General features: G+C 67.5%; 23 protein-coding genes. 14 read left to right on the top strand and 9 right to left on the bottom strand.

Annotated features, from left to right (window positions below; genetic code table 11):
• The coding region (locus BGN95_RS11425; protein WP_286772655.1) for a hypothetical protein at positions 1-234 on the bottom strand (234 nt) is incomplete at its 3' end.
• A 270-nt stretch (positions 235-504) separates the two neighbouring features.
• On the opposite strand from BGN95_RS11425, the gene BGN95_RS11420 reads away from it, so the two are divergent.
• Positions 505-807 (top strand): hypothetical protein, encoded by a 303-nt coding sequence (locus BGN95_RS11420; RefSeq protein ID WP_286772654.1) that lies wholly within the window; start codon positions 505-507, stop codon positions 805-807.
• A 111-nt stretch (positions 808-918) separates the two neighbouring features.
• Here BGN95_RS11420 and BGN95_RS11415 read toward each other — a convergent pair whose 3' ends face one another.
• From BGN95_RS11415 to BGN95_RS11400, 4 genes are all read right to left on the bottom strand, one after another.
• Positions 919-1,728 (bottom strand): ATP-binding protein, encoded by an 810-nt coding sequence (locus BGN95_RS11415; protein WP_265311997.1) that lies wholly within the window; start codon positions 1,726-1,728, stop codon positions 919-921.
• A 79-nt stretch (positions 1,729-1,807) separates the two neighbouring features.
• Entirely contained in the window at positions 1,808-3,169 is a 1,362-nt protein-coding gene (prsR, locus tag BGN95_RS11410; protein WP_286772653.1) for a PEP-CTERM-box response regulator transcription factor, read from the bottom strand.
• The gene (prsK, locus tag BGN95_RS11405; RefSeq protein ID WP_286772652.1) at positions 3,166-5,226 is read right to left on the bottom strand and encodes an XrtA/PEP-CTERM system histidine kinase PrsK; all 2,061 of its coding nucleotides are present in this window, start codon (positions 5,224-5,226) and stop codon (positions 3,166-3,168) included. The genes prsR and prsK overlap by 4 nt, the downstream gene beginning before the upstream one ends.
• A gap of 1 nt (position 5,227) precedes the next feature.
• On the bottom strand, positions 5,228-6,616 hold the full coding sequence (locus BGN95_RS11400) for a TIGR03013 family XrtA/PEP-CTERM system glycosyltransferase (protein WP_265312000.1): 1,389 nt from the start codon (positions 6,614-6,616) through the stop codon (positions 5,228-5,230).
• Positions 6,617-6,773: 157 nt separating this feature from the next.
• Between BGN95_RS11400 and BGN95_RS11395 the strand changes: the two genes are divergently transcribed.
• The 5 genes from BGN95_RS11395 (at position 6,774) to BGN95_RS11375 (ending at position 11,766) form a co-directional block, all read left to right on the top strand.
• Positions 6,774-7,826, top strand: coding sequence for a mannose-1-phosphate guanylyltransferase/mannose-6-phosphate isomerase (locus BGN95_RS11395; protein WP_286772651.1), 1,053 nt, complete (start codon positions 6,774-6,776; stop codon positions 7,824-7,826).
• A 62-nt stretch (positions 7,827-7,888) separates the two neighbouring features.
• Entirely contained in the window at positions 7,889-8,185 is a 297-nt protein-coding gene (locus tag BGN95_RS11390) for a PepSY domain-containing protein (protein ID WP_179511523.1), read from the top strand.
• Between the two features lie 67 nt (positions 8,186-8,252).
• Entirely contained in the window at positions 8,253-8,918 is a 666-nt protein-coding gene (locus tag BGN95_RS11385) for a response regulator transcription factor (RefSeq protein WP_179511524.1), read from the top strand.
• A 14-nt stretch (positions 8,919-8,932) separates the two neighbouring features.
• Positions 8,933-10,309, top strand: a complete 1,377-nt coding sequence (locus BGN95_RS11380; protein WP_286772650.1) for a sensor histidine kinase — start codon at positions 8,933-8,935, stop codon at positions 10,307-10,309.
• 44 nt (positions 10,310-10,353) lie between these two features.
• Positions 10,354-11,766, top strand: a complete 1,413-nt coding sequence (locus tag BGN95_RS11375; RefSeq protein ID WP_286772649.1) for a GGDEF domain-containing protein — start codon at positions 10,354-10,356, stop codon at positions 11,764-11,766.
• A 16-nt stretch (positions 11,767-11,782) separates the two neighbouring features.
• Here the strand turns inward: BGN95_RS11375 and BGN95_RS11370 are convergent, their stop codons facing one another.
• The gene (locus BGN95_RS11370; RefSeq protein WP_265312002.1) at positions 11,783-12,778 is read right to left on the bottom strand and encodes an LLM class flavin-dependent oxidoreductase; all 996 of its coding nucleotides are present in this window, start codon (positions 12,776-12,778) and stop codon (positions 11,783-11,785) included.
• Between the two features lie 148 nt (positions 12,779-12,926).
• On the opposite strand from BGN95_RS11370, the gene BGN95_RS11365 reads away from it, so the two are divergent.
• The 6 genes from BGN95_RS11365 (at position 12,927) to BGN95_RS11340 (ending at position 19,742) form a co-directional block, all read left to right on the top strand.
• Positions 12,927-13,583, top strand: a complete 657-nt coding sequence (locus BGN95_RS11365; protein WP_265269231.1) for a pyrimidine 5'-nucleotidase — start codon at positions 12,927-12,929, stop codon at positions 13,581-13,583.
• Positions 13,580-14,404 carry a 2,3,4,5-tetrahydropyridine-2,6-dicarboxylate N-succinyltransferase gene (gene dapD, locus BGN95_RS11360; protein WP_286772648.1) on the top strand — a complete coding sequence of 275 codons (825 nt, stop codon included), beginning with the start codon at positions 13,580-13,582 and terminating at the stop codon, positions 14,402-14,404. The genes BGN95_RS11365 and dapD overlap by 4 nt, the downstream gene beginning before the upstream one ends.
• A gap of 236 nt (positions 14,405-14,640) precedes the next feature.
• Entirely contained in the window at positions 14,641-16,215 is a 1,575-nt protein-coding gene (locus tag BGN95_RS11355) for an ABC-F family ATP-binding cassette domain-containing protein (RefSeq protein WP_286772647.1), read from the top strand.
• A gap of 60 nt (positions 16,216-16,275) precedes the next feature.
• Positions 16,276-17,241, top strand: a complete 966-nt coding sequence (gene glpX / locus BGN95_RS11350; protein WP_179511530.1) for a class II fructose-bisphosphatase — start codon at positions 16,276-16,278, stop codon at positions 17,239-17,241.
• A gap of 143 nt (positions 17,242-17,384) precedes the next feature.
• Positions 17,385-18,095 carry a CPBP family intramembrane glutamic endopeptidase gene (locus tag BGN95_RS11345; protein ID WP_286772646.1) on the top strand — a complete coding sequence of 237 codons (711 nt, stop codon included), beginning with the start codon at positions 17,385-17,387 and terminating at the stop codon, positions 18,093-18,095.
• A gap of 84 nt (positions 18,096-18,179) precedes the next feature.
• The gene (locus tag BGN95_RS11340; protein ID WP_286772645.1) at positions 18,180-19,742 is read left to right on the top strand and encodes a long-chain-fatty-acid--CoA ligase; all 1,563 of its coding nucleotides are present in this window, start codon (positions 18,180-18,182) and stop codon (positions 19,740-19,742) included.
• A gap of 131 nt (positions 19,743-19,873) precedes the next feature.
• Here BGN95_RS11340 and BGN95_RS11335 read toward each other — a convergent pair whose 3' ends face one another.
• Positions 19,874-20,161 carry a chorismate mutase gene (locus BGN95_RS11335; protein WP_265269278.1) on the bottom strand — a complete coding sequence of 96 codons (288 nt, stop codon included), beginning with the start codon at positions 20,159-20,161 and terminating at the stop codon, positions 19,874-19,876.
• 104 nt (positions 20,162-20,265) lie between these two features.
• On the opposite strand from BGN95_RS11335, the gene BGN95_RS11330 reads away from it, so the two are divergent.
• Positions 20,266-21,276 carry a polyprenyl synthetase family protein gene (locus BGN95_RS11330; RefSeq protein WP_179511534.1) on the top strand — a complete coding sequence of 337 codons (1,011 nt, stop codon included), beginning with the start codon at positions 20,266-20,268 and terminating at the stop codon, positions 21,274-21,276.
• Between the two features lie 168 nt (positions 21,277-21,444).
• Positions 21,445-22,605, top strand: a complete 1,161-nt coding sequence (locus BGN95_RS11325) for a glycosyltransferase (RefSeq protein WP_286772644.1) — start codon at positions 21,445-21,447, stop codon at positions 22,603-22,605.
• On the opposite strand, the gene BGN95_RS11320 is transcribed toward BGN95_RS11325, so the two are convergent.
• Together BGN95_RS11320 and secF are read right to left on the bottom strand one after the other, a co-directional pair.
• Complete coding sequence (locus BGN95_RS11320) at positions 22,590-22,958, bottom strand: Mth938-like domain-containing protein (RefSeq protein WP_286772643.1); 369 nt, start codon at positions 22,956-22,958, stop codon at positions 22,590-22,592. The genes BGN95_RS11325 and BGN95_RS11320 overlap by 16 nt on opposite strands.
• A gap of 9 nt (positions 22,959-22,967) precedes the next feature.
• Positions 22,968-23,933, bottom strand: coding sequence for a protein translocase subunit SecF (secF, locus tag BGN95_RS11315; protein ID WP_179511537.1), 966 nt, complete (start codon positions 23,931-23,933; stop codon positions 22,968-22,970).
• Positions 23,934-23,938: the final 5 nt, after the last annotated feature.

Below are 23,938 nucleotides of genomic sequence, written 5' to 3'. Positions count from 1 at the left end.
GACGAAATAGCTCAGCGCGGTGATCGCCAGCGACAGCAGCAACCGCCCCGATCCGATCCGGCGGATCGCGGCGTCGATTTCGTCACGGCTGGTATTGCTGAGGATATGGCGCAACGCAGTCACCGCCACCGCGACGACGATCAGCATCAGCACCCCGACGATCCAGCGCCCCGCGCGACGCTTGGCGTCGTCGCTCATCAGGCGGGTGGCGAGGGGGGAAGACGGCCGATCCATACCTAAATCACTTTCGCGAGGCCGCCCGGGTGGGGTACGAGTCGGCGCTACCTCCTTCGCCATCAAAACCGGGAGCGTAAATACCCAATGCGACCCCCGACGCGAACCGGCCGCTGTTCGTCGTCGCGCTGGCCCGGGTGATCAGGCGCGAACCCAAAAGCCTGATTTGCAACGGGACCTTTCTTAACAGCGGCTGCATGTTATGTTCAGCATAGGTCACAGGTCGGCCGATCATAATCCGGGCTCAGATTTCAAAGGAGGGTTTACGCCATGCGCAAGACTTTGATCATGTCGACGGTGATGGCTTCACTGATGGTTGCGGTTGCCACCATTCCGACGGAGGCTGGTGCGCAGACCTACAATCGCGGCCATCAGCGGCATCACCACTATCGCTGCAAGCGCAGCAGCGGCACCACCGGCCTGATCGCCGGCGGCGCGGGCGGTGCGCTGCTCGGTAATGCGCTTGGCGGCGGCACGCTCGGCACGGTTGCCGGCGGCGTCGGCGGTGCCTTGCTCGGTCGTCACCTCGACAAGAAGCATGACGCCGCGCAGAACCGTCGTAACGGCTGCTGATCCGACAGCGTCCTACGGGGCTTCGGGCCGGGCTGCGGAAATACCCGCGGCCCGGCCTTTGTCTTCTGCGCGATCGCAATAGCCCCTCGCGCCATTCGGCTCGTGACGAACTTAAAGCGCGATCCCGGCGCGCCCGGCAAGATCGGTGATATATTGCCAGGCGACCCGCCCCGAGCGGCTGCCGCGCCGCGTCGCCCATTGCACCGCCTCCGCGGCGTCGAACGGCAGGCCGTAACGCTCGGTATAGCCGCGCACGATCGCCAGATAATGATCCTGATCGACAACGTGGAAGCCGAGGCTCAGCCCGAAGCGGTCTGCGAGCGCGAGCTGGTCGTCGACCGAATCGCGCGGGTTGATCGCATTTTCCTGCTCATGAATGTCGCGCGGGACGAGATGGCGGCGGTTCGACGTTACCACCAGCCGCGCATTGGCCGGCCGCGCCTCCGCGCCGCCTTCGAGCAGCGACCGTAGCGTCCGCGCATCGCGCACCGCATCGATCCCGAGATCGTCGAGGAACAGCACGAACGCGCGCGGCACATGCGCGATCGTCGCAAACAGCGCCGGCAGGGTATCGAGGCGGTCGGCCGCCACTTCGATCAACGCCAGCGCGCCGCCTTCGGCCTGGATCGCCGCGACGCTCGCCTTGACCAGCGCCGACTTGCCGGTGCCGCGCGCGCCCCATAGCAGCACGTCCTGCGCGGCATGCCCCGCGGCAAGGCGCGCGAGATTGTCGTGGAGCACTTCTTTCTGCGCATCGACCCCCTGCAACAGCGCGATCGGCACCGGCGCGAAGGCACGAGTCGGGAGCAGCACGCGATCGCGCCACACATAAGCCGGATGCGCCAGCGGATCGGCGGAAACCGGCGGCGGCGGAGCGAGGCGCTCCAGCGCGGCGGCGATGCGGGCGAGGGTTGCTTCCATGCTCCGCCGGCTACCGCAGCGCAGCGCGAAGGGTCAATGCGTGCTTCTCGTCGCCCCGGTTAAGGATGGGGCGGCGTGGTCAATCGGCCAGATTGTAGCTCTTGAGCAGATCATAGAGCGTCGGCCGGCTGATCCCGAGCAGCCGCGCGGTATTGCTGATATTGCCGTCGGCGCGCGCCAGCGCGCGGCGGATCGCGGTGCGGTCGGCCGCCTCGCGCACCGCGCGCAGGTTGATCGGGGTATCGTCGGGCTCGGCGAGATCGAGATCGGCGGCGGTGACGAGCTTGCCGTCGGCCATGATCACCGCGCGCTTCACGCGATTTTCGAGTTCGCGCACATTGCCGGGCCACCCCCAGGCGTCGATCGCGGCGCGCGCGTCGGGCGCCAAGCCGGTCACCGCCGGGTTCATCGTCGCGGCGTAACGGGTGACGAAATGCCGCGCGAGCAGCGCCGCGTCGCCGGGCCGTTCGGCGAGCGACGGGATGCGGATGACGATCTCCGCCAGCCGATAATAAAGATCCTCGCGGAAGCTGCCCGCCGCGACCATCGCATCGATATCGCGATGCGTGGCGCAGACGATCCGCGTGTCGACCGCGATCGCGCGTCGCCCGCCGATCCGCTCGATCGTCCGTTCCTGCAGGAAGCGCAGCAGCTTGACCTGGAGCGGTAGCGGCACGTCGCCGATCTCGTCGAGGAACAGGGTGCCGCCGTGCGCCTGTTCGATCTTGCCCTCGGTCGTCTTCACCGCGCCGGTGAAGGCGCCTTTCTCGTGCCCGAACAGCTCGCTTTCGAGCAAAGTTTCGGGGATCGCCGCGCAATTGATCGCGACGAAGGCGCCGGTGCGGCGCGGCGAGGCGTCGTGCACGCCGCGCGCGAGCAATTCCTTGCCGGTGCCGCTCGCGCCGAGCAGCATCACCGAAACGTCGGCCGGGGCGACGCGTTCGATCGTCCACGTCACCTTGAGCATTTCCGGCGCGGCGCTGATCAGCCCGGCCATTGCCCCCGCCGCGGTGCTCGTCGCGGCGAGCCGCCGGTTTTCGGCTTCGAGCGCGTGGACGTGGAAGGCGCGTGCGACGATCAGCCCGAGCGCGTCGATATCGATCGGCTTCTGGTAGAAATCCCACGCCCCGTCGGCGATCGCACGCAACGCGCTTTCGCGCGCGCCGTGGCCGGAGGCGACGATCACCTTGGTATCGGGCTTGAGCGCGAGGATCTCGGCCAGGGTCGCGAACCCTTCGGTCGTGCCGTCCGGATCGGGCGGGAGACCGAGATCGAGCGTCACGACGGCGGGCTCATGCTGCCGCAGCGCGTCGATCGCCCCGTCGCGATCGCTGGCGACGATCACCTCATAGCCGTCATAGGCCCAGCGCAACTGGCGCTGGAGCCCCAGATCGTCCTCGACGATCAGCAATTTGGGCAATGTCTTCGGGCGGTCGCTCACGCTGCCTGCTCCATTGCCGCGGCCGAGCGCAGCGTGACGCGGAACCGCGTGCCCTCGCGCTCGCGGCTTTCCACCGTCACGCTGCCCCCCATCGTCTCGGCAAGCTGCCGCGCCTCGAACGCGCCGAGCCCGAACCCGCCCGGCTTGCCCGAGACGAACGGCTTGAACAGCCGGTCGCGCATGAACGCCGGGGACATGCCGCGCCCGGTGTCGATCACCTCGACCGCCACCTGCCGCGTCGCGGGCAGATCGACGAGATTGAGCGTCACCGGCGCATCCGCCGCGCTCGCCTCGATCGCATTCTGCACGAGATGCCCGAGCAAGGTTTCCAGCGCGGTGGCGTCCGCCAGCGCATTTACCTCGGGCGCGCCGGTGACGAGGATGACGTGCTGCGCGCGCCGCGCGGCGGCGATCCGCTCGGCCAGCCGGCGCAGCGACACTTCGCGCAGCGCCTCGCCGCGGCCGCCGTGGTGCTGGGAGAGGCGCGCGAGCAGATTGTTCATGCGCTGTGCCGAATCGCGCAACGTCTCGACCATGTCCGCACGGAAGGCGGGATTGTCGGCGTGGCGCTCGGCATTGCGTGCAAGCAGCGTCAATTGGCTCACCAGATTCTTGAGATCGTGCATGATAAAGGCGAAACGGCGGTTGAATTCGTCGAAGCGCCGCGCGTCGGCCAAGGCGTCATGCGCGCGTTCCTCGGCGAGATAGCTCGCCACCTGCCGCCCCGCGACGCCGAGCAGGTCGAAATCCTCCCAGTCGAGCGCGCGGTCGAGCGGGGGGCGGGCGAGGACGATCGCGCCGGTCAGCTGGTCGAAATGGCAGAGCGGAACGATCGCCCAGACGTGGTCGCGCTCGACGAGCCACGACGGGGCGGCGGCGCGCTCCTCGGCGGGGGCGGTGCCGTCGCGCACCGCGTCGAGCGCGACGATCCGCTGGGTCGCGGCGAGATGGCGATGAAGCGCCGCGTCGCCGCCAGCGGGGTCGGCGTCGTCCTCGGGCCAGTTCCAGCCCGCGCCGCGCTCCAGCCCGCCGTCGCGCGCGAGCAGCAGCAGCCCCGCGGGGGAATCGGTGACGTCCGCTACCGCCTTCACCACACGGATCCCCAACGGTGCAGCGCTGTCGCCCGGCGTGCCGAGCGTCTCGGTGAAGCGAAGCCATTCGGCGCGATAATCGTAGCGGTGGGTGAAAAGATGCTTGGCGACCAGGACCTTGGCCCAGGCGCGCAGCCACGGCGTCGATACGACCGTCAGCAGCGCCGCCGCGGTGCCGAAGACGAAGGCGGTCTGCGCCAGCCGGATATGGTTCCCGCCGAGCTGGCCGATCAGGCTGATCGCCAGCCCGATCACGACGACATAGACCCCCGCGACGAGCAACGAGATCGCCAGGAACGCCACGTTGCGCGACAATTGCAACGTCCATTCGCCGTTGCGCTGCACCGCCAGCCCGAACAGCGGGGCGAAGGCGATCAGCGCGAGGCCGCGCGCCGCGATCAACCCGTCGGAGATTCCGGTCGACGTCCACAGCGCGAGATTGATGACGGTATCGATGACGAACATCAGCGCCATCGCCAGCGCCGCGGCGCGAATCCCGCCGCGCCCGGCGGCGGACAGCCGCGCCTGCATGCGATAGATCAGCAGCAGCGCTGTGACGCTTCCCAGCATGCGGAACGCGACCCGCGCATCGCCGATCGCCGCCTTGTCGCCCGGGGCAGCGGTGGCTTCGGCGATCGCCAGCCCCGTCGCGATCACGAAGGTGAGTGCGCAGGCGATATAGACGGCGGTGAGCCAGCGACCCCCCGCGTCGGCGGGTTCACGCCGCGCGAGGACGTAGATGAAGCCGAGCCAGGCGAGGTTGCGGGCGCCCTCCGCAAGCCGGGTGATCGGATCGCGCGCGTCGATCCCGGCGGCGGCCAGCGCCCATAAGGCGGTGGCGCCGAGCGCGACGATCAGCGTAATGCGGGGAAGCCCGCCGTCGCGCTGGCGGAGCTGCACCAGCGCCAGCACCCCGAACAGGAAGGCGGCGAGCGCGTGGCTCCACAGGGTCAGCGGCGGTTGCACCTCACCGCGCACCGGCGGGAAACAGCACTACCCGCAAGGTCTGGAGCAGGATCAGCAGATCGAGGAACGGCGAGTAGTTCTTCGCGTAATAGAGATCATATTCGAGCTTGTGGCGCGCATCGTCGATCGACGCGCCATAGGGATAGTTGATCTGCGCCCAGCCGGTGATGCCGGGCTTCACCATATGCCGCTCGGCGTAATAGGGCAGCTCGCGTTCGAGATCGGCGACGAATTGCGGGCGTTCGGGGCGCGGGCCGACGAAACTCATCTCGCCCTTCAGCACGCTCCAGCATTGCGGCAGTTCGTCGATCCGCACCTTGCGGATGAAGCGCCCGACGCGCGTGACGCGCGGATCCTGCTCCGCCGCCCACACCGCCTCGCCCGGAATTTCGGCATCCTGCCGCATCGAGCGCAGCTTGGGGATGTCGAACGGCTCGTTGTACAGCCCGACGCGGCGCTGGCGGTAGAAGGCGGGGCCCTTGCTCTCCAGCTTGATCGCGATCGCGGTCACCACGATCAGCGGCAGCGCGACGAGCAGCATCAATGCGCTGACGATCACGTCGAACCCGCGCTTGACCATCGCGGTCAGCATCTGCCCGGAGGAAAAACCGTCGGAAAAGATCAACGCGGAGGGATTGACCGTCTGCAGGTCGATGCGCCCCGTCTCGCGTTCGAGAAAGGCGGAGAATTCGTTGACCTGCACCCCGGTGGTCTTGATCCGCAGCAGATCCTTGAGCGGCAGCGCGTTGCGCCGCTCCTCGATCGCCAGCACCACCTCCGACGCGTTGAGCCGCACGACATGGTCGGCGAGGTTGTAGATCGCGTCGCGCGGGATCGCCTGCGGCACCACGATCTCCGGCTCGGCCATCGCGACATAGCCGACCACCACGAAGCTCGATCCGGGCACCTGTTCCAGCGTTGCCAGCCGGGCGGCGCGCGTCCCGGCGCCGAGCACGACGACGCGGCGTTTGAACCGCTCGCCGCCGAGGAAGCGCCCGAACAGGATGCGGACCATCACCAGCCCGACGGCGGCGAGCAGCATCGCGTAGAACAGGTTCGACCGCCAGAAGGTGAAACGCGGCATGACGAAGAACAGCACCGCGAGAAACAAGGCGCCGAGCGATATCGCGACCATCAGTCGCATCGCGGCCTGGCGGATCGAGACGAGGACGTCCGCCTGATAGGCGCCGACCGCGATCATCGCGATCATCAGCGGCGCGGCGAACGACAGGAGCTGGGGCAGGCGGGTCCAGATCGGTTCCACCAGCATGTCGATCTGCCACGCGCGGAAATCCCATCCGCCCTCTGCCGCGGCGATCAGCAGCATGAAATCCAGCACACCGAGCAGCAGCACCGCGTTCGGTACGTAGTGCTTGAAAACCCTGATCATTTTCCCGGCATCCGATCCCCGGTGTAAGCTTCTCCGACAGGTGATCGCAGCAAATGGCAAAAAAAGGCTGAAGAGCCGTGCCCATAACGAGACGGATCGAATGGTTGCGAGCCGCATTATCCGATAGCAATAGTGACCGAACCAGGCGGAGAAATGCATGCCGATTTCCAGGACGATCGTTCCCGTAATCCTGTCAGGCGGAGCGGGGACGCGGCTGTGGCCGATGTCGCGCCCGGAAATGCCCAAACAGATGCTCGCGCTCACCGCGCCCGAGACGATGCTGCAGCTCACCGCGGCGCGGGCGCGCGGCGCGGGCTATGGTGCGCCGATCGTCGTCGCCAACGCGCGTCATGCCGATATGATCGAGGAACAGCTCGATGCGATCGACATGGCGCCCGCCGCGCTGATCCTCGAACCGGCCGGGCGCAACACCGCGCCGGCGATCGCGCTTGCCGCGCTGGCGGTGGAGGATCGCGCCGCGCCGCTGCTGGTGATGCCGTCCGATCATGTGATCGCCGATGTCGCCGCCTTCCACCGCGCGATCGCCGCCGCGCTGCCGCTCGTCGACGAGGGGTGGCTGGTGACCTTCGGCATCACCCCGGACGCGCCCGAGACGGGCTATGGCTATATCCGCGCCGGCGCCGAGATCGCCGAGGGGGTGCATCAGGTCGAGCGTTTCGTCGAGAAGCCCCCGCTCGACGCCGCCAAGGCGATGCTGGCGAGTGGCGATCATGTGTGGAACGGCGGAATCTTCCTGTTCCGCGCCGACGCCTATCTCGCGGCGTTGGGCGAGTTCGAGCCGGCGATGCTCGATGCGGTGACCCGCGCGATGGCGGGCGCGCAACGCGAAGCGTGTCGCCTGACCCCCGCCGCCGACGCTTTCGCGCAATCCCCCGATCGCTCGATCGATTATGCCGTGATGGAGCATGCCGCGCGTGTCGCGGTGGTGCCCGTCTCGATGGGGTGGAACGATGTCGGCAGCTGGGACGCGCTCCACGCGCTGTCCGATCGCGATCATGCCGGCAATGCGGTGCGCGGCGAGGTGATCGCGCTTGATTCGACCAATTGCCTGGTGCGCAGTGACGGCGCGCGCGTGGCGATGATCGGGGTCAGCGACCTGATCGTCGTCGCGAGCGGCGACGACATCCTGATCCTGCCGCGCGGGCGCAGTCAGGATGTCCGCCAGTTGCTAGAGGCAATGAAGAGCTAGCGGCAACGCTAGAAGAAAATATTCACAGGGTGTTCAATCCGCGATCGTTATGCCACGCGGTGATGAGGATGTGGATCACCGCGTTTCTGCTGCTGCTCGCCGCATCGCCGGCGCTCGCCGCGCCCGATCCGGGGCGCGAGGCGAGCGCCGCGTGGCAGGCGACGCGTCAGGGCCGCATCCTTCCGCTCAAGGAGATCGAGCGCCGTATCGTCCCGACGATGAAGGGCGCGCAATATATCGGCTTCGATCTCGAGCTGCCGAGCGGCGTCTATACGCTAAAATTCCTGCGCGACGGCACGGTGATCTGGGTCGATGTCGACGGCCGCACCGGCCAGGTGATCGGGCGCACCGGGCGTTGACAAGCCGTGGATTTCATCGCGCACGCTTCGGTGATAACCGACCAGATACAACCCAAAGGGAGAAACCATGCGCGTCCTGATCGTCGAAGACGAGCCGAATCTCGGCCAGCAGCTCAAGAGCACGCTGGAAGGCGCGGGCTATGCCATCGATCTCGCCACCGACGGCGAGGAGGGACATTTCCTGGGCTCGACAGAAAGTTATGACGCGATCGTGCTCGATCTCGGCCTGCCGGAGATCGACGGGCTGACCGTGCTCGATCGCTGGCGCAAGGAGGGCAAGACCACCCCGGTGCTGGTGCTCACCGCGCGGGATAGCTGGTCGGACAAGGTCGCCGGGCTCGATGCGGGCGCCGACGATTATGTCGCCAAGCCGTTTCAGACCGAGGAATTGATCGCCCGGCTGCGTGCGCTGATCCGCCGCGCGTCGGGCAACGCCTCGTCGGAGCTGACCGCGGGCGATGTCCGGCTCGATACGCGCTCGGGCAAGGTGACCCGCGCCGGCGAGCCGGTGAAGCTCACCGCGCAGGAATATAAATTGCTCAGCTATCTGCTCCATCACAAGGGCAAGGTGGTTAGCCGTACCGAGCTGATCGAGCATATCTACGACCAGGATTTCGATCGCGATTCGAACACGATCGAGGTGTTCGTTACGCGCATCCGCAAGAAATTGGGGCAGGATGTGATCACCACGATCCGCGGCCTCGGCTACAGCCTCGAGGAGCCGACGGCTTAAGCCGCGCGGGGCCGATGACCGCCGACGTACAGGAAAGATTTCGCGCGGTTCGCCGCAACGGATCGCTGACGCGGCGGATGATCCTCATCGCGGCGGCGTGGATCCTGCTGCTGCTCGCCGGCGGCGGGCTGGCGCTCGATCGCGTGCTCGCCAGCGCGGTGACGCGCAATTTCGACGATCAGCTCGAATATGTCCTGCAGTCGCTGCTCGTCTCGGCCGAGATCGGCCCGGACGGCGAGGTGATCCTCAACCGCGAGCCCGCCGACCAGCGCTTCTTGGAGCCCTATTCGGGGCTTTACTGGCAGGTCTCCGCGCCGGGGCGGGAGCCGTTTCCGTCGCGGTCGTTATGGGACCGCCAACTCGCGTACGGCGCCAATCACGACGATCGCAGCGTTCACACCTATGATAGCAGCCAGTTCCGCGACGAGAAACTGCGCGTGGTCGAGCGCGACGTCACGCTGCCGCGCTCCAAGACGCGCTGGCGCTTTCAGGTCGCGCAGAGCCGCAGCGGGCTCGATGCGCAGATCGACGTGCTGCGCCGGACATTGGTGCGCAGCTTCCTGCTGCTCGGGCTCGGGCTGATCGTGCTGGCGGCGTTGCAGACCTTTTACGGCCTGCTTCCCCTGCGCAAATTGCGGCTGGAGATCGCCAAGATGCGCGGCGGGCGGATCAACCGTATCTCGGGCGACATGCCGGTCGAGGTCGCGCCGCTGGTCGAGGAACTGAACGCGCTCGTCGCGCATAATGAGGTGCAGGCGGAGGAGGCGCGGCGCCACGCCGGCAATCTCGCGCACGCGCTCAAGACCCCGCTGACCGTGATCATGAACGCGGCGACCGCCAATGCCGACGATTTGTCCGAAACCGTGGTGCGCGAGGCGCGGACGATGCGGCGGCAGGTCGATCACCATCTCGCACGGGCGCGTGCCGTCGGCCGGCGCGGATCGGCGCACAGCCGCGCCGAGGTGTGGCCGTCGATCGAATCGGTCGAGCGCGCGGTGCAGCGGCTTTATCCGCATGTCCGCATCGACATGGACGGGCGCAAGGATCTTGTCGCACATATCGAACGCCAGGATCTCGACGAGATCATGGGCAATCTGATGGAAAATGCCGCGAAATACGGCGGCGGCAGCCTGTTCGTGACGGTCGCGGCGCAGGCCGGATTCGTCGAGATACTGGTCGAGGACGACGGCACCGGCATCCCCGAGGAGGAGCGCGTGCGAATCTTCGATCGCGGCGCGCGGCTTGATACCGGCAAGCCGGGGACGGGGTTGGGCCTCGCGATCGTGCGCGACGTTGCCGAAATTTACGAAGGCACCGTAACGCTTGAAGAAAGCGAGGATCTCGGGGGGTTGTTGGTCCGTCTGCGGCTGCCCATGGCGCAGGCCGAATAGCATTCATTGAGTATTCGGTAACCAACACAGGTTACGACCGGCGCATGGACCGCGTGCGCCGCAATCGCCTGCTCTTGGTGGGCTTCCTCTATTTCATCCTCGTCGCGACCTCGACCCGGCTGGTCACCGACGAGCAGGCGCTGGCGTCGATCTGGCCGGCCAATGCGGTGTTGCTGGCGATGCTGCTGCAGCGCGGAAAGCCGCGCTGGGGCGATGTGCTGATTGCCGGCATCTGCGGCAACGTGCTCGCCAACTTCCTGATCCACGGCACCCTCGTCACGCCCTTCTTCTACAGTTTGATCGACGTGGGCGAGGCGATGCTGGTCGCTGTCGCGCTGCGCCGGACGATGGATATGGAAGAAATGCTCGGCGCGCCGGAGAATGTCGGCCGGTTCGTCTTATGGGCCGGGGGCATCGCGCCGGCGGTGAGCGGGCTGGGCGGCGCAGGGATCGCCTGGGCGTTCCTTCACGAAGATTTCCTCGGCTCGCTCCATACCTGGTATCTCAGCGACGCATTGGGGCTGCTGATCTTCACGCCGTTCTTCACCTCGTTGCTGGCGGGCGAATATCGCCAGTCGTTCCTCGAAAAGAGCCGGCGCGAGCGGATCGAGGCGCTGGCGATCCACCTGCTGGTGCTGGGCACCGCGATCGGGGTGTTCATGTGGGCACCCCCGGCTATGCTGTTCCTGCTGTTCGCGCCGCTGATGCTGGTGACGTTCAAGCTCGGCCGACTGGGGACGCAGGTGGCGATCATGATCGTCACGATCACCGGGGTGATCGGCACGCTGGTCTATCCGTCGTCGGCGCTTCACGGGCAATCGACCGCGCAGCATCTGCACCTGTTGCAATTCTTCCTTGCGCTGATGCTGCTCACCTGCCTGCCGGTGGCGGCGAGCCTGTCGGCGCGCAACCGGCTGACGCGGCGGCTGGCGGACAGCGAACGCCAGCTTCGCGCGCGCGAGGGCGATCTGATCCGCATGGTCGCGACCGATCCGTTGACCGGGCTGCTCAACCGCGCCGCGTTCAACGAGCAGGTCGAGGAAATCCACCCGGAAACGCGCGTCGCGATCGCGATGCTCGATGTCGATCGCTTCAAGCAGGTCAACGATCAGTTCGGGCACGATGCCGGGGATCGCGCCTTGATCCATTTTGCGCGGCTGATCGGCGGCGGGGTGCGGCAGGGCGATATCGTCGCGCGCGCCGGCGGGGACGAGTTCATCATCCTGTTCCCCGATACCGGCGAGAGCGACGCCGAGACGGTGTGCCAGCGGCTTGCCGCCACGCTTGCGCGGCAGCCGCTGGCGCTCGACGAGCAGGTCCTGCTCGAATTGCGGATGAGCTGCGGCGTCGCGGAACGGCGTGACGGCGAAACGATCGAAGCGGCGATCAGGCGCGCCGATCAGGCGCTCTATGCCGCCAAGGGCGCCGGCCGCGCCCGCGTGACCCGTGCCGCCTGACGCCGATCACGTCAACTTACGCCGGCTCCGGCGCCTGCATCGCTTCCGCGGCGAGCGCGAACGAGCGTTTACGCGCCTCGTGGTCGTACATCATGCTGGTCAGCATCACCTCGTCGACCCCAGTGCGCGCGACGAACGCGGCGATCCCGCGCGCCACCTCGTCGCGCGTGCCGATCGCGGTGCATTGCAGGACGTGATTGAGGATCGCGGCATGCTGCGGCGGCAGGCTTTCGCGATAGCCGGCGATCGGCGGGGGCAGCTGGCGCGGGTTGCCGGTGCGTAAGGCGACGAACGCCTGCTGCTGCGAACTGGCGAGAAATTCGGCATCCTCGCGCGTGTCGGCGGCGAAGACGTTGAACCCCGCCATCGCATAGGGGCGGTCGAGCTGGGGCGACGGGCGGAACTCGCGCCGATAGATGGCAAGCGCCTCGTCGAGCGCATCGGGCGCGAAATGCGAGGCAAAGGCATAAGGCAGCCCGAGCACCGCGGCGAGCTTCGCGCCGAACAGGCTCGATCCCAAAATCCACAGGTCGGGCCGCGCGCCGGCGCCCGGCGTGGCGCTGATCCCGGTGCGTCCGTCGTCGGCGAAATAGCTCTGCAATTCGAGCACGTCGTTGGGGAAGGCGTTGGGATCGGTATCGAGCGTGCGGCGCAACGCCCGCGCGACGCGCTGGTCCGAGCCGGGCGCGCGACCAAGCCCGAGATCGATCCGCCCCGGGAACAAGGCGTCGAGCGTGCCGAATTGCTCGGCGATCTGCAGCGGCGCGTGATTGGGCAGCATGATCCCGCCCGCGCCGACCCGGATCGTCTCGGTCGCCTGCCCGACATGCGCGATCACCACCGCGGTCGCGGCGGAGGCGATCCCCGGCATGCCGTGATGCTCCGCCACCCAATAGCGGCGATAGCCGTGGCGCTCGGCGTGACGCGCGAGATCGGCGGCATTGGCGAGCGATCGCGGCACGTTGCCGCCCTCAACCACGGGGACGAGATCGAGCAGGGAGAATGCGGTCATGGCGCAGGATGTGGCGTGACGCGTTGCAAACTGCAACCTCCCGCCCGCTCAATCGTCATGCCGGGCCTGACCCGGCATGACGGAAGAAGCGAGCGCAGCGGAAAAAGGCGGTTCCGCTCAATATCGATCGGCCCTAAAGCCCCCGGCGATGCCACCCTCGCTCGCCCCGATCCGCAACTGGATCTTCGATCTCGACAATACGCTCTATCCGGCGAGCGCCGATCTGTTCGCGCAAATCGACGTCAAGATGACCGCTTATGTCGCCGATCTGCTCGGGACCGATCTGGTCGAGGCGCGCCGCATCCAGAAAGCCTATTTCCTCGGCCACGGCACCACGCTCGCCGGGCTGATGAAGGAGCATAAGGTCGATCCGCTCCATTATCTCGATTTCGTCCACGATATCGAGATGGAGGTGCTGGAGGAGAATCTTCCGCTCGCCGCCGCGATCGCACGGTTGCCGGGGCGCAAGATCGTCTTCACCAACGGCGACGGCCCCTATGCCCGCCGCGTGCTCGACCGGCTCGGGCTCGGCGCGTCGTTCGAGGCGATCCACGATATTCACGCGATGGACCTCGCGCCCAAGCCGGCGCCCTCGGCCTATGCCGGGCTGTGCGCCGCCTTCGGGCTCGATCCCGCGCAATCCTTGTTCGTCGACGATATGGCGCGCAACCTCGCGCCGGCGAAGGCGATCGGCATGACGACGGTGTGGGTCGACAACGGATCGGAACAGGCCGAGGGCACCGACCGCAGCTTCGTCGACTATACCACCCACGATCTGACGCATTGGCTACAGGGAATTTTATGAGCAACAGCGAGCTTGAACAGACGATCGACGCCGCCTGGGAGAACCGCGCGGAGGTCGGCGCCTCTACCGGCGGCGAGGTGCGCGTGGCGGTCGATCGCGCGCTGGCGTTGCTCGATTCGGGCGCGGCGCGCGTCGCCCAGCCCGACGGCAACGGCGGTTGGCGGGTCAACCAGTGGCTCAAGAAGGCGGTGTTGCTGTCGTTCCGCCTCAACGACAATGTGCTGATCGATAACGGCCCCGGCGCGGGCCATTGGTTCGACAAGGTGCCGTCGAAATTCTCGGGCTGGACCGAGGGCGAATTCCGCACCGCCGGTTTCCGCGCGGTGCCGGGCAGCATCGTGCGGCGCGGCGCGTTCATCGGCAAGGGCGCGGTGCTGATGCCGAGCTTCGTCAACATCGGCGCCCATGTCGGCGAGGGGACGATGGTCGATACCTGGGCGACGGTGGGGAGCTGCGCGCAGATCGGCAAGAACGTTCATCTCTCGGGCGGCGCCGGGATCGGCGGGGTGCTCGAACCGCTCCAGGCCGACCCGGTGATCATCGGCGACGGCGCGTTCATCGGCGCGCGGTCCGAAGTGGCCGAGGGCGTGCGCGTCGGCGAAGGCGCGGTGCTGTCGATGGGGGTCTATCTCGGCGCCTCGACCAAGATCATCGACCGCGCGACCGGCGAAGTGTTCCGCGGCGAGGTGCCGCCCTATTCGGTGGTCGTGCCGGGTTCGACCGGGGGCGGCGATCTCGGGCTTTATTGCGCGGTGATCGTCAAGCGCGTCGACGCGCAGACGCGGTCGAAGACCAGCATCAACGAATTGCTGCGGGACTGATTGTAACCCACCGACACCCCGGCCTTGAGCCGGGGTCCATCGGGGGGAAGCGCGGAGCAAGAGGCTCTGATTGCTGAGTTCGCGGCGCTATGGACCCCGGCTCAGGGCCGGGGTGACGGTGGTTGTATTGGCGCTCACCCGTCGCCATAATCGCCCGACCTACGAAGGAGTAACCACCGTGTACCACCGGATGAACAACGCCAGCCGCTGTGTCTCGTCCGTCTGCCCGGTGCCTTATGCCCTCCTTCGTCACGCTCGATTCGATTTCCGCCGCCACGCCTGATCGCCAGCGGCTTTTCGACAATCTCACTTTATCGCTCGGCGCGGAACGTGTCGGGCTGGTCGGTCGCAACGGCGCCGGCAAATCCACCTTGTTGCGGATCGTCGCGGGCACCGAATTGCCCGCGGCCGGCACCGTCGCGCGCGCCGGGACGATCGGCACGCTCGCCCAGCATTGGGACGAGCGGGAGAGCGTCGCCGCCGCTTTGGGGGTGAGCGACGGCCTCGCGCTGCTCCGGCGCGTGCTCGCGGGCGAGGGCGAACCCGCCGATTTCGAGACCGCGGATTGGGACCTCGAACCCCGCGTCGAGGCGGCGCTGGCCAGCGTCGGGCTGCCCGATCTGGCGCTCGACCGCGCGATCGCCACGCTGAGCGGGGGCGAACGCACCCGCGTCGGGCTTGCGCGGCTGGCGATCGAGGCGCCCGACGTGCTGCTGCTCGACGAGCCGACCAACAATATGGACGCTGCCGGCCGCGCCGCGGTCAAGGCGCTGATCGCGGGCTGGCGCGGCGGGGTACTGGTGGCGAGTCACGACCGCGATCTGCTCGAAGCGATGGACCGGATCGTCGAGCTCACCCCGATCGGCATCCGCGTCGTCGGCGGCGGATGGAGTGCCTTCGCCGAGGTGCGTGCCGCCGAGCGCGAGCGCGCCGCGACCGAAATGGAGCGCGGCGAGGCGCGGCTGCGCGACGCGAAGCGCGAGGCACAGGTGCGGCGCGAAACGCAGGAACGCCGCGACCGCGCCGGACGGGCTTATGCCGCGAGCGGGTCGTTGCCGCGCATCGTCGCCGGCGGGATGGCGCGGCGCGCGGAGAATAGCGCCGGGCGCGGCCAGCGCCTCAGCGAACGGCTCGTCGCCGATGCCGCCGCACAGGCGGAGGACGCGCGCGCGCGGGTCGAGGTGCTGACCCCGCTATCGATCGCGCTGCCGCCGACCGGGCTTCCCGCCAATGCCGACGTACTGACGCTCGACGGCGTATCGCTGACGCGCGGCGAGCGGCGCTTCGGGCCGTGGTCGCTCGCGATGCGCGGGCCGGAGCGGGTCGCGATCGCAGGGGCGAACGGTGCGGGCAAAACGACGTTGCTCCACCTCGCCGCCGGCACGATCGACCCCGATGCGGGCACGGCGCGCCGCACCGATCGTGTCGCGATGCTCGACCAGCATGTCACGCTGCTTGACCCCGAAACCAGCATCCTCGCCAACTTCCGCCGGCTCAATCCGACGCTCGACGAACAGGCCGCCTATGCCGCCTGTGCGCGCTTCGCGTTCCGCAATCGCGATGCGCTCAAGCCAGTGGGAGTGCTCTCCGGCGGAGAGCGGCTCCGCGCAGGCCTCGCCTGCACGCTGGCGGGGGAGCGGCCGCCGTGGCTGCTGCTGCTCGACGAGCCGACCAACCACCTCGATCTCGATTCGATCGAGGTGCTGGAGCGGGCATTGGCGGACTTCGACGGCGCGTTGCTGGTCGTCAGTCATGACCCGGCGTTTCTGGCCGCGGTCGGGGTCGCGCGGGAGCTGCGGATCGCGCATTGACCGTCTCGACAATGCAACCTGCGGCTCTTATCGCCGCGGGACGATTTCAAGGGGAGTTCGATGCCCAAAGCCAGTCAGGTTCTCGATCGCGTTCTCGTGCTCGAGATGGTCCGTGTCACCGAAGCCGCCGCGGTCGCCGCGTCGACGTTGGTCGGGCGCGGCGACGAAAAGGCCGCCGATGCCGCCGCGGTCGAGGCGATGCGTGAGGCGCTCAACAGCCTCGACATGGACGGCACCGTGGTGATCGGCGAGGGCGAGCGCGACGAAGCGCCGATGCTCTACATCGGCGAGAAGGTCGGCAGCGGCAACGGCCCGAAGATCGACATCGCGCTCGATCCGCTCGAAGGCACCACGATCTGCGCCAAATCTGGCCCGAACAGCCTCGCCGTGCTGGCGATCGCCGAGGCGGGCGGGCTGCTCAACGCGCCCGACGTCTATATGGACAAGCTCGCGATCGGGCCGGGCTATCCCGACAATATCCTCGATCTCGACAAGACGCCGACCGAGAATATTCAGGCGATCGCCGCGGCAAAGGGGGTCACCCCGCGCGAGATCATGGCCTGCGTGCTCGATCGCCCGCGCCACGAAAAGCTGATCGCCGAGCTGCGCGCGATCGGCTGCGGCGTGGTGCTGATCGGCGACGGCGACGTTGCCGGCGTGATCGCCACCACCAACCCCGAAACGACGATCGACGTCTATATGGGGTCGGGCGGCGCGCCGGAGGGCGTGCTGGCCTGTGCGGCGCTGCGCTGCGTCGGCGGGCAGTTCAAGGGCCGCTTGTTGTTCCGCAACGAGGATGAGCGCTCGCGGGCGCGCAAATGGGGCATCACCGATCTCGATCGGCAATATGACCTCAAGGATCTCGCCAAGGGCGATTGCATCTTCGCCGCGACCGGGGTGACCGACGGCTCGCTGCTCGAAGGCGTCAAGCGCCACGGCAGCCGCATGACGACCGAAAGCGTCGTGATGCGCGCCTCGTCCGGCACGGTGCGCTGGGTGAAGGGCGAGCACCGCATCGAGCGGTAAGCGGTTCGATTGAGCGTGAATCCATCCCCCCTTCGTCATTCCCGCGAAGGCGGGAGTCCATTAATGCTGTCGTCGCGATTTGATCGCCGAGATCCGAGTGAATGGATTCCCGCCTTCGCGGGAATGACGGGTGGTTTTTCAAAATGACCGCCGCCCTCCTGCTTGTCGCCTTGCTGGCGACGAGCTGGTTCGCGCGAAAGCGGCTCAGGCTCGATTTCGGTAGCGGGCGCAGCCGCGCCTATCTCACGGTCGCGGTGCGGCAGGTGCTAGGGTTCGCGCTGCCCGCACTCGTCATGCTCGCGCTGGTGGGCGAGTGGCGCGCCCTGTCTGAAATGCCGGCGAGCTTCGCCGCGCTGGCGGTTTCGTTCGGTATCGAAGGATGGATCACCCCCGGCGACGGATGGATATTATCGATCGGCGCGCTCGCCGGCACCGTGATCGGCTCGGGCCTTGCCTGGCTGCGCTGGCGGCGCAAGCGCAAGCGCGGCCCGATCTTCGGCGAACTCGGCTGGCTCCTGCCGCGCGACCGCGCCGATCTCGCGTGGGGCGTCGTGCTGTCGCTGACTGCCGGGGTAACCGAGGAATTGTTCTTCCGCCTCGCTCTGCCGTTGCTCGCCACACTCGCGACCGGCAGCGCACTCGCGGGCCTGCTGCTCGCCGCGATCCTGTTCGCCGGCGCGCATTGGTATCAGGGGTGGAGCGGGGTGGTCGCGACCGGGGTGATGGGGCTGGTTTTCGCGTTGCTCTATCTTGCCAGCGGCACGTTGTGGTTCGCGATCGCCGCGCATATCGTGGTCGATCTCAACGCGCTGGTGATCCGCCCCGCACTGACCGGGGCGTGGCGCCGTGCATGAGACAAAAAGGTTCGTAAACTAAGAACTGGCGCGACCGCCCGGCGTGCTGCTAAGCTGGATGCGCAACCGGAGGGGAGGAATCCGATGATCGATCTCGACGCGATCCACTGTCTGTCGGATATCCCGGCGGCGCAGGCGCGCGCGCGGGGCGATCAGATCGCGTTATTGTTCGAGGGCGACGCGACCAGTTATGCCCAACTCGAAACGCAAACCGATGCGGTCGCACGCGCATTGCTCGCGGACGGGGCGCAGCCCGGTGCCCGGATCGCGGTGCTCACCAAGAACCACGCGCTCTGGTATCCGCTGTTCTTCGGCACGGCGCGCGCGCGGGCCTGCCTGATGCCGGTCAACTGGCGGCTTTCGGTGCCCGAGGTGGCGTTCATCCTCGAAGACGGCGCGCCGAGCCATTTGTTCGTCGGCGAGGATTTCTTCGCCGCCGCGCTCGAGGCGGTGGCCGGGATGTCACGCCGCCCGCAGCTTATCGCGCTCTATGGCGCGCATCCCGAGTTCCTCCCGCTCGATATGTGGCTGGCAAGAGGGGCAGGGCAGGCGTCGCCCGATCGACCGTCGCTCGACGACGACGTGCTCCAACTCTACACCAGCGGCACCACCGGTCGCCCCAAGGGGGTGGTGCTCACCAACTTCAACTATCGCCGCTTCATGGAAATGGCGACCGGGGTCGACGGCTTCGCTTATGAGGCGGGTGAGACGGTGATGATCGTCATGCCGCTGTTCCATGTCGCGGGGACCAATGTCAGCTTCGCCGGGCTGATGCAGGGCGGGCGGATCGTGCTGATCAAGGATTTCACCCCCGCCGGCGCGGTTGCGACGATGGTTGCGGAGCAGGTGAGCCACAGCTTCCTCGCCCCGGCGATGATCCTGATGATGCTCCAGACGCCGGAGATCGCGGACGCGCGTTTCCCGCGGCTGCGCAGCATCGCTTACGGCGCATCGCCGATCGCCGAGGACGTGCTGGCGCGCGCGCAGACCGCCTTCGGGTGTGATTTCGTGCAATTCTACGGGATGACCGAATCGGCCGGCGCCGGCTCCTATCTCTCCCCCGCGGCGCATCGCGCGGGTGGTTTGCTCAAATCCTGCGGCCAGCCGTGGCCGGGGGTCGATATCGCGATCCTCGATAGCGAGGGCCGCGAACTTCCCGCGGGTGAGATCGGCGAGATCGCGATCCGCGGCGATATCGTGATGAAGGGCTATTGGCGCCGCAACGAGGCGACGGTCGAGGCGCTGGCGGGCGGCTGGCTCCACACCGGCGACGCGGGCTATGCCGACGAGAACGGCTATTTCTTCGTCCACGACCGGATCAAGGACATGATCGTTTCGGGGGGCGAGAACGTCTATCCGGCCGAGGTGGAGAATGCGATCGCCGGCTGCCCGGGCGTGGCCGACGTCGCGGTGATCGGGGTGCCCGACGACAAATGGGGCGAAGCGGTCAAGGCGTTGATCGTCGCCGAGGATGACGCGCCGAGCGCGGAGGCGGTGATTGCCTGGGCGCGGGCGCGGATCGCGGGGTACAAGGCACCGAAAACGGTCGATTTCCTCGACGCCTTGCCGCGCAATCCGTCGGGCAAGGTGCTGCGCCGTGAATTGCGCGCGGCCTATTGGGCCGGGCGTGATCGCGCGGTGGGGTGATCACCTGACGGCATGAGCGCGACCTGCGATCCGTTCGCTCTGAGCTTGTCGAAGGGCTGCCCTTCTTCCTTCGAAGAAAAGTGCAGGGCTTCGACAGGCTCAGCCCGAACGGCGAGAGCGAAGCAGATAGTCTATACGCTACCCGCCGAAAACTGCTCGTGGTGGCGGATCACTTCGTCGATGATGAAGCGCAGGAATTTCTCGCTGAATTCGGGATCGAGCTCGGCGTCTTCGGCGAGCCGTCGCAGCCGGGCGATCTGCGCCTCCTCACGGCCGGGATCGGCCGGGGGCAGCCCGGCGGTCGCCTTGTGGCGCCCGACCGCCTGGGTGATCTTGAATCGCTCCGCGAGCAGGCAGACGAGCGCCGCATCGATATTGTCGATGCTCTTGCGATAGCCCTTCAGCACCTCGTCCGGCATTGTGCCTCCCGAATCCCTCATCGCCGCGCCTTTTGCGTGTCCACCGCTTCCGGCGCAAGGCTTGCGTTGCCCTAGCGTATTTTGCCGCCTAGAGCCCGTAACAGATGACCGCCACCATTCACCGCCTCGCCGATCGCCCCCCGTCGCTCGAACCGATGATCGAGCTCGTCGCGGGTGATATGAACATGGTCAATGCGGCGATCCTCGATCGCATGCAGTCGCAGATTCCGCTGATCCCGGAACTCGCCGGGCATCTGATCGCGGGCGGCGGCAAGCGCATGCGCCCGATGCTGACGCTCGCGAGCGCGCGGCTGCTCGGCTATATGGGGACGCGGCATCACCGGCTCGCCGCGGCGGTCGAATTCATCCATACCGCCACATTGCTCCACGACGATGTGGTCGACGGGTCGGATTTGCGCCGCGGCAAGCGCACCGCCAACCTCATCTGGGGCAATCCGGCGAGCGTGCTGGTCGGCGATTTCCTGTTCAGCCGCAGCTTCGAACTGATGGTCGAGGACGGCAGCCTCAAGGTGCTCAAGATCCTGTCCAACGCCAGCGCGGTGATCGCGGAGGGCGAGGTCAACCAGCTCACCGCCGCGCGGCGCATCGATCTGGGCGAGGATCGCTATCTGGAGATCATCAACGCCAAGACCGCCGCGCTGTTCGCCGCCGCCTGCCGCATCGCCGCGGTGGTCGCCGAGCGGCCCGAGGAGGAGGAGGTCGCGCTTGACGCCTATGGCCGTAATCTCGGCATCGCCTTCCAGCTCGTCGACGATGCGATCGACTATGTCTCCGACGCCGGGACGATGGGCAAGGACGCCGGCGACGATTTCCGCGAGGGCAAGGTGACCTTGCCGGTGATCCTCGCTTATGCGCGCGGCTCGGCGACCGATCGCACCTTCTGGAAGGATGCGGTGGAGGGGCGCCGCGACGGCGACGAGGATTTCGCGCACGCGATCTCGCTGGTGCGCGCGACCCGCGCGGTCGACGACACGCTCGCCCGCGCGCGGCATTACGGCCAGCGCGCGATCGACGCGATCGGTCCCTTCGCCTCGGGCAAGGCAAAGGACGCGATGGTCGAGGCGGTCGAATTCGCGGTGGCGCGGGCTTATTGAGGTAACGCGGGACAAACACCGCGCCCGAAATCAAAGCCGTTCGCCCTGAGCTTGTCGAAGGGCGACCCAACTCCCGAACGCCAGGGCGCGCTTCGCCAAGAGCGAACGGGATAGGTGACCCCGGTTTAACCACGATGCCTTAACCCGGCTCGGCTAAGGCATCGCCCAATGCTTCGCGTGCTGACCCTTTCGACCCTGTTTCCCGACGCTTCGCGGCCCAATTTCGGGGTGTTCGTCGAGCGGCAGACGCTTGGGCTCGCCGCGCGTCCCGATGTCGCGCTGACCGTGGTAGCGGGAATCGGCGTACCGCCCTGGCCGCTCTCGCGACACCCGCGCTATCGCCAGTTTGCGGCGGTTCCGACACATGAGACGTGGAAGGGCGTCGAGGTGCTGCGCCCGCGCTTCACGGTGCTGCCGGGCACCGCGGGGCGGTTTCACGCATCGGCGCTGCTGCGCGCAGTGCGACGGGGGATTCGCGGACGCGAATTCGACGTCATCGACGCCTCCTTCTTCTTCCCCGACGGGCCGGTGGCGATCGCACTCGGCCGGGAGCACGGCATCCCGGTATCGATCAAGGCGCGCGGGGCGGACATTCACCACTGGGGTCATGCCGCGGCGACGGCGCGGCAGGTCCGCGACGCCGGTCTGGCGGCGGACGGATTGCTCGCGGTGTCCCGCGCGATGGCTGACGATATCGCCGCGCTCGGCATTCCGGCGGAGAAGGTAAAGGTACATCACACCGGGGTCGATCTCGCGCGGTTCGCGCCGGTCGATCGCTTGACGGCAAAAGCAGCGCTCGGGGTCGCCGGGCCGCTGGTCGTTTCGGTCGGCGCGCTCATCCCGCGCAAGGGCCATGATGTGGTGATCGACGCGGTCGCGCGGCTCGACGGTGTAACCTTGCTGATCGCGGGCGAGGGCGAGGCACGGGGGGCGTTGGAAGCGCAAATTGCGCGTGCAGGCGTCGGTGATCGCGTGCGGTTGCTTGGTGCCGTGCCGCACGCGCAACTGCCTGCGCTGATCGCCGCCGCCGACGTCATGGCGCTTGCCTCCGCATCCGAGGGGCTGGCGAATGTGTGGGTCGAGGCGCTTGCCTGCGGCACGCCGATCGTCGTGCCCCCGGTCGGCGGTGCGCCCGAGGTGGTGACCGCGCCGTCAGCCGGCCGCATCGTCCCACGCGAGGCCGGTCCCTTTGCCGCGGCGATCGCCGATCTCTTGGGCGCGCCGTTGCCCGCCGAAGTGGTGCGCGCGCATGCGCTGGGCTTCACCTGGGAAGCGAATACCGTCGCGCTTTACGCGCATCTCGCGGGATTGGTTCAGACGAGGGGGTAAAGCGCCGCGGCGATCTGTCGCCCCTCGTTGCGCAGCACGCCCCAGGCGCGCGCCGCGGCGCGGCTGTCCATCGCCTCGACCCCGATGCCGCGTTCTTCCAGAGCCGCCACCAGCGCGCGTGGCGGGCGCGAAAGCTCGCTGCCGGTGCCGATCAGGATGAATTCGGGGGCCGCCGCGATCAGCGGCGCGAGGTCGTCGACGGAAAGTGCCTCAAGCGTCGGCGGGGTCCATTCCGCCACCGAATCGACCGTCATGATCAGCGCGGGGAAAATGCCGTCGTCGGTGCGAAACCCGCCGGGGCCGATCCCTTTGACGATCGGCCCGGCGGGATCGCGCGTGCGTTCCAGTTTCACCGGCGAAGGTCAGCCTTCGCGCGGGCCGACGCGCTCGGCGCGGTCCGCCGCGCCGCCACGCCCCGCGACCGGCTCGGCGCGCAGCCCGAGCGTGATCAGCAGCGACGACGACACGTAGATCGACGAATAGGTGCCGACCACGATGCCGAGGATCATCGCCGCGGTGAACCCGCGCAGCACGTGCCCGCCGAGGAACAGCAAGGCGAGCAGCGCGAGCAGGATCGTCACCGAGGTCATCACCGTACGCGGCAGCGTCTCGTTGACCGACAGGTTGATGATCTCACGCATGTCCATCTTGCGATAGCGGCGCATATTCTCGCGGATGCGATCGTCGATGACGATCTTGTCGTTGATCGAATAGCCGATGATCGTCAGCACCGCGGCGACGATGTTGAGATCGAACTCGAACCGCGACAGCGCGAAAAAGCCCAATGTCATCAAAAGATCGTGGACGATCGCCACCACCGTCGAGACGCCGAACTGCCACTCGAAGCGGAAGATCGCGAACAGCCCGATGCCGAGGATGGCGAGCACCACTGCGAGCACGCCGTTGCGGATCAGCTCGCCCGAAACCTTGCCCGAAACAGTGGAATAGCGGCTGAACGTCGCGCCGGGGAAGCTTTGTGCCAGCGCCGTCTCGACCTTCTTGACGACGGCGTTGGTCGCGCCCTCGTCGGCGCCCTTCTGCGCCGGGAGGCGGATCGTGATCGTCTTGGGATCGCCGAACTGCTGCAACGAGGCATCGCCGACGCCCTGCGCGTCAACCACCTGGCGGACGCGATCGAGGTCGGGAACGGTCGCGAACTTCTCCTCGATCATCAGGCCGCCTTCGAAATCGACGCCGAAGTTGAGGCCCTTGGCAAAGGTAAGCCCGATCGCGAGCAGGCTGAGCGCGAGCGTCAGCCCGAATGCCCAGCCGCGCAGGCGAACGAAATCGATATTGGTATCGTCGGGGACGAGCTTCAGGAGTTTCATCGTAT

Source organism: Sphingomonas sp. 66-10 (genome assembly GCF_001897045.1).
GTDB lineage: Bacteria > Pseudomonadota > Alphaproteobacteria > Sphingomonadales > Sphingomonadaceae > Sphingomonas > Sphingomonas lycopersici.
This window is presented reverse-complemented; position numbering and strand designations above follow the sequence as displayed.